The organism is Streptomyces sp. A1277 (genome assembly GCF_004795015.1).
In the GTDB taxonomy this organism is placed as follows: Bacteria; Actinomycetota; Actinomycetes; order Streptomycetales; family Streptomycetaceae; genus Streptomyces.
The window spans coordinates 1-4,265 of sequence record NZ_SSBI01000095.1; the positions used below are offsets into that span (position 1 = coordinate 1).

Sequence of the window (4,265 nt, forward strand, 5' to 3'; positions counted from 1 at the left end):
CGGACCAGACCCTGGCCCAGATCGAGCTGTTCACCAAGCCCGAGGCGTACCCGACCGACGTCTACGTGCTCCCCAAGCACCTGGACGAGAAGGTCGCCCGCCTCCACCTCGACGCACTCGGCGTCAAGCTGACGACACTGCGCCCGGAGCAGGCCGCGTACATCGGGGTCGAGGTCGAGGGCCCGTACAAGCCGGACCACTACCGCTACTGATCCCGTACGAACTGGTCAGGTACGGCCTGGTCCGGCACGGACCGGCCTGGTCCGGCACGGCCTGGTCCGGCACGGCCTGGTCCGGCACGGACCGGTCCCGTACGGAACCCCGTACCGCTCGGCTCCGTACTGATCCGTACTGACTGATCCCGCCGCGTGCCGCGGTGGTCCGCCGGCGACCGGTCACCGGCGGACCCCGCAGCCCGGGGCGATTCAGCAGTACCGGACACTCAGCAGTCCGGGCTGATCAGCAGCAGCGACGAACGCAGGCCCCCGCACCCCCGTGTCGGGGGCCTGCGCCGTACCGCACCCGCACGACCTGAGGAACCCGAAGGACCCCATGCCCCGCGGCCGATATTCGCTCCACGATCTTCACGACCACACCCCCCTCGGCGCAGAACACTTCCACTGCGCGCCCGGCCCTTCCGGATGGCGCTACATCTCCCAAACGACCGCCCCGTCCGGCAGTCACCTCGGATCCGTCGACCTCACCCTCGATGAACTCGGTCGCCCCATCCGTCTCGAACTCCATGCCGCCGACTGGCAGGTCCGCGGCGCGGCCCTCGAAGGCATCACCTGGGTCCGTACCGACCCGACGGGCACTCACGCCACCGAAGGCAATGTCCGCGCCCACGCCTTCCATGGCACATCCCCCGCCTTCCTCGTCGCGACCGCTCGTCTGCTGCGCCTCACCCCCGCTTCTCCGGAGACCCGCGTCCGGGTCGTCACCTTCACGGACCCGGTCCTCGCCCCCCGTACGCTCGACCAGTCCTGGGCCCTGGTGAACAGTGAAGCGCACCCCACTGACAACGGGCCCCTGAAGGTGGACGAGTACCAGGTCAGCGCCCTGGATACCGGCGAGAGGCACACCGTCCACCTCGCCGGCGACGTGGTTCTTTCCGCCCCCGGCATCGAGCTCGAGGAACTGGACTCCCCGCCCTCCGAGCGATAGCCGGACTCCGGTCCTCCGCCCGGCAGGGACGGGGGTTGACCTCAAGTCGAGTCGAGCTTCCAGGTTCGTCCGCGCAGATGTCGACGTACCCAGGAGGGACGGCCATGAGGACGCTGGTGCTGGGAAGGACGTCCGCCAGGGTGACGGAGGTGGTGGCCACGCTACGAGCGGACGGCTTCGAGGCGGAAGGAGTGAGCACCGACGAGGACGCCCGGAGGCTGTTGGAGAGCGAGGGGTTCGGGGTGCTGGTCATCGGCGGGGAGTGGAGCCGGGCTCTCGCACAGCGCTCAAGGAGTTCGCGGCTGAGCACCGGGTGCGGCCAGTGATCGACGGCGCGCCGACCGCGCCGTTCGACGCCTATGTGCGGCGGGATTCGAGCCGCTGATCAGGGAGACCGCCACCATGGAGTGACGGACAGGGCGCCCGGGTGAAGCGAGCCGCCGGACCGCCCTCAGGCGGGCGGCACGAACCCGGTTGCTGGCGGCCGCCCGACCGCCCCGTCGGCACCGGCACGCTGGCACCGCCGGCCGTACCGGCACCGGGCCCCGGAGCCCCAGCCGTATCAGCACCGGGCCCCGAAGCCCCCTCAGATGCCATGCCGAACGGACGACCGGCGGCGACCCCCGGGTGGCCAGGGGGCACAACCGTGCCCGCTCGTCCGGGATTCCAGCCGAGCTCGCCGCCCCGGTCGCCGACCGCAGGCACCTCCCCGGCCACGCCCACCGGTCCGGTACCGGAGAAACCTCGGATCGCGTTGCGGGCCGCCCTCTCCCAAGCCCGGCGCGCGTCCCGCACCTGCCGCTCGTGAACCACGGCAGCCAGGTACGCGGCGGCCGGCACGCCCGCCGGCGCCGCAACCCCGGTCCGCACGGCGACCGCCCCGCCGAGCCGCTCCGCCATGGCCCTGCCCACCTCGGCATCGAGCTGGTGCATCCGCGTCAGGTACTGCCGCACCGCCAGCCACAGATCGTCCGGAACCGCCGACAGGTCCAGATCGGCGAACCGTCCGACCAGCCACGGCGGAGGCGGCGGAGCAGCAGCGGCACGGCCCGCCGGCACTCGTTCCCGTACGACGAGCGTCCCCGCGAAGACGTCCCCGAGCCGCCGGCCACGCGCCGACACCAGGGACGCGATGGAGGCGACGACGCCGAGCGTCATCAGGATCTCCACGACGCCCATCGCCCCGCGGACCAGCGCGTGCCGGAACCGGATGGGGCCTCCGACGTCCCGTACGACCCGCAGCCCGCAGGCCAGCTTGCCCAGCGAACGGCCGCGACTGAGCGTCTCGACCGCGATCGGCCCACCCACCGGAACCAGCAGAAAGACGGCGACGGAGACGGCCGCCAGGGCCGCGTCGTCCAGTGAGGCGGAGGCGACGGCGAGACCGAACGCCACCACACCGAACGCCGTACCCACCACCATCAGATCGATGGCCAGAGCCAGTACCCGGCTCGGCAGTTTCGCCGGCCGGAGTCCCAGCACGACCGCGTCCCCGGTCACGAGCTCACTCATCGCCCCACCCTTCACCGAAGCCCCTGCCCCGCGGCCCCGCAGTCTGCCAAGCTGACACGCAACGCCGCAGTTGTACGGACCGGTACACACCCTGCCTGGAGCCGCAGCCGATCATGGACCTCGATGTCTTCGTCCACACCCACCGCATCGAGTGGGACCGGCTGGACCATCTCCAGCGCCGCGGGCGCCGTCTGGCGGGCGCGGAAGCGGACGAACTCGTCGATCTCTGCCAGCGCACGGCCACCCATCTCTCCCTGATCCAGTCCAGCGCCCCCGACGCGCTGCTCGTCGCGCGGCTCACGCAGCTGGTGGCCCGCGCCCGTGCCACGGTGACCGGCACCCGCCGCGCCTCCTGGCGCGACGCCGCACGCTTCCTCACGGCGGGATTCCCCGCAGCCGTCTACCGCTCCCGCCACTGGTGGATACCGACCGCCGTCCTCTCCACGCTCCTGGCCGCCCTGATGGGCTGGTGGATCGGCACGCGTCCGGAGGTCCAGGCCGCCATCGCCGCTCCGGACGACCTCCGCCGCATGACGAGCCCGGGCGGGGAGTACGAGACCTACTACTCCAGCCACCCGGCCACGTCCTTCGCGGCCCAGGTCTGGACGAACAACGCGCAGGCAGCCGCCATGTGCCTGGTGCTGGGGGCGTTCCTCTGCCTGCCGGTGATCTGGATCCTCTTCGTCCACGTGGTGAACCTGGCGGTGGGCATCGGGCTGATGTCCTCGGCCGGCCGGCTCGACACGTTCCTCGGGCTGATCCTTCCGCACGGCCTGCTGGAACTGACGGCCGTCTTCATCGCCGCCGGCACCGGCCTGCGCCTCGGCTGGACGGTCATCGACCCCGGCCCCCGGGCCCGCCGTGCGGCCCTCGCGCAACGGGGCCGAGCAGCGATCGGCATGGCCATCGGCCTGGCGCTCGTCCTGTTCGTCTCGGGCGCCATCGAGGCATTCGTGACCCCGTCCGGTCTCCCGACCTGGGCCCGAATCACCCTGGGCACAGCCGCCGAGCTGCTCTTCCTCACGTACGTCTACGCCCTGGGCGGCCGAGCCGTCCGAGCCGGTGAGGCGGGGGACCTGGACGCCATCGAACGAAGTGCCGAGCTGCCGATGGCCGCCTGATGTGCATACGCCACCGCTGAGCTGCTAGTCTCCTCATCGCCCCAAAAAACCGTTGACACGGAGACGTGGGGGAGGTAGATTTTAACGGTTGCCTCGAACTGGACAGGTTCGGGCGCCGACAGTTAATATCTGTCTCGCTCTCACCGGAAATTTGATTTCCGCAGAGCCGTGGGTTCCCACTCTCAGCAGGTTGAAGCCGATTAGGTCGGCCGAAATGCTTCTGATAAAGTCGAATCAGCCGAAAGGCAAGGCCACTTCAACGGCCGCCGGAATTCAAATTCGAACCGGAAACGGAACGAAATGGGTCTGGTAAGGTTGAAAACGCCGAAAGGCAAACAGCACGACCCGCTTCGACCGGGAATCGGACACGAAAGAGTCTGATAGAGTCGGAAACGCAAGACCGAAGGGAAGCGCCCGGAGGAAAGCCCGCAGGGGTGAGTACAAAGGAAGCGTCCGTTCCTTGAGAAC

At 70.0% G+C, this 4,265-nt stretch carries 5 protein-coding genes; 4 read left to right on the top strand and 1 reads right to left on the bottom strand.

Features of this window, described 5'->3' with window-relative positions; genetic code table 11:
• From E6R18_RS33730 to E6R18_RS33740, 3 genes are all read left to right on the top strand, one after another.
• Window positions 1-212 (top strand): adenosylhomocysteinase (locus E6R18_RS33730; RefSeq protein WP_206308350.1); only part of this gene is annotated, 212 nt, incomplete at its 5' end.
• Window positions 213-552: 340 nt separating this feature from the next.
• Window positions 553-1,164 carry a hypothetical protein gene (locus tag E6R18_RS33735; protein ID WP_136320671.1) on the top strand — a complete coding sequence of 204 codons (612 nt, stop codon included), beginning with the start codon at window positions 553-555 and terminating at the stop codon, window positions 1,162-1,164.
• 104 nt (window positions 1,165-1,268) lie between these two features.
• Window positions 1,269-1,490: a hypothetical protein gene (locus E6R18_RS33740; protein ID WP_240799949.1), complete on the top strand. Its 222-nt coding sequence runs from the start codon at window positions 1,269-1,271 to the stop codon at window positions 1,488-1,490.
• 31 nt (window positions 1,491-1,521) lie between these two features.
• On the opposite strand, the gene E6R18_RS33745 is transcribed toward E6R18_RS33740, so the two are convergent.
• Window positions 1,522-2,676 carry an RDD family protein gene (locus E6R18_RS33745; protein WP_240799950.1) on the bottom strand — a complete coding sequence of 385 codons (1,155 nt, stop codon included), beginning with the start codon at window positions 2,674-2,676 and terminating at the stop codon, window positions 1,522-1,524.
• Between the two features lie 113 nt (window positions 2,677-2,789).
• On the opposite strand from E6R18_RS33745, the gene E6R18_RS33750 reads away from it, so the two are divergent.
• Window positions 2,790-3,797, top strand: a complete 1,008-nt coding sequence (locus E6R18_RS33750; RefSeq protein ID WP_136320672.1) for a stage II sporulation protein M — start codon at window positions 2,790-2,792, stop codon at window positions 3,795-3,797.
• Window positions 3,798-4,265 lie beyond the last annotated feature (468 nt).

Excerpts from the sequence above, each read along its gene's own strand:
- E6R18_RS33750 (WP_136320672.1), top strand. The coding sequence starts at position 2,790 with ATGGACCTCGATGTCTTCGTCCACACCCACCGCATCGAGTGGGACCGG.
- E6R18_RS33745 (WP_240799950.1), bottom strand. The coding sequence starts at position 2,676 with ATGAGTGAGCTCGTGACCGGGGACGCGGTCGTGCTGGGACTCCGGCCG.
- E6R18_RS33735 (WP_136320671.1), top strand. The coding sequence starts at position 553 with ATGCCCCGCGGCCGATATTCGCTCCACGATCTTCACGACCACACCCCC.
- E6R18_RS33740 (WP_240799949.1), top strand. The coding sequence starts at position 1,269 with ATGAGGACGCTGGTGCTGGGAAGGACGTCCGCCAGGGTGACGGAGGTG.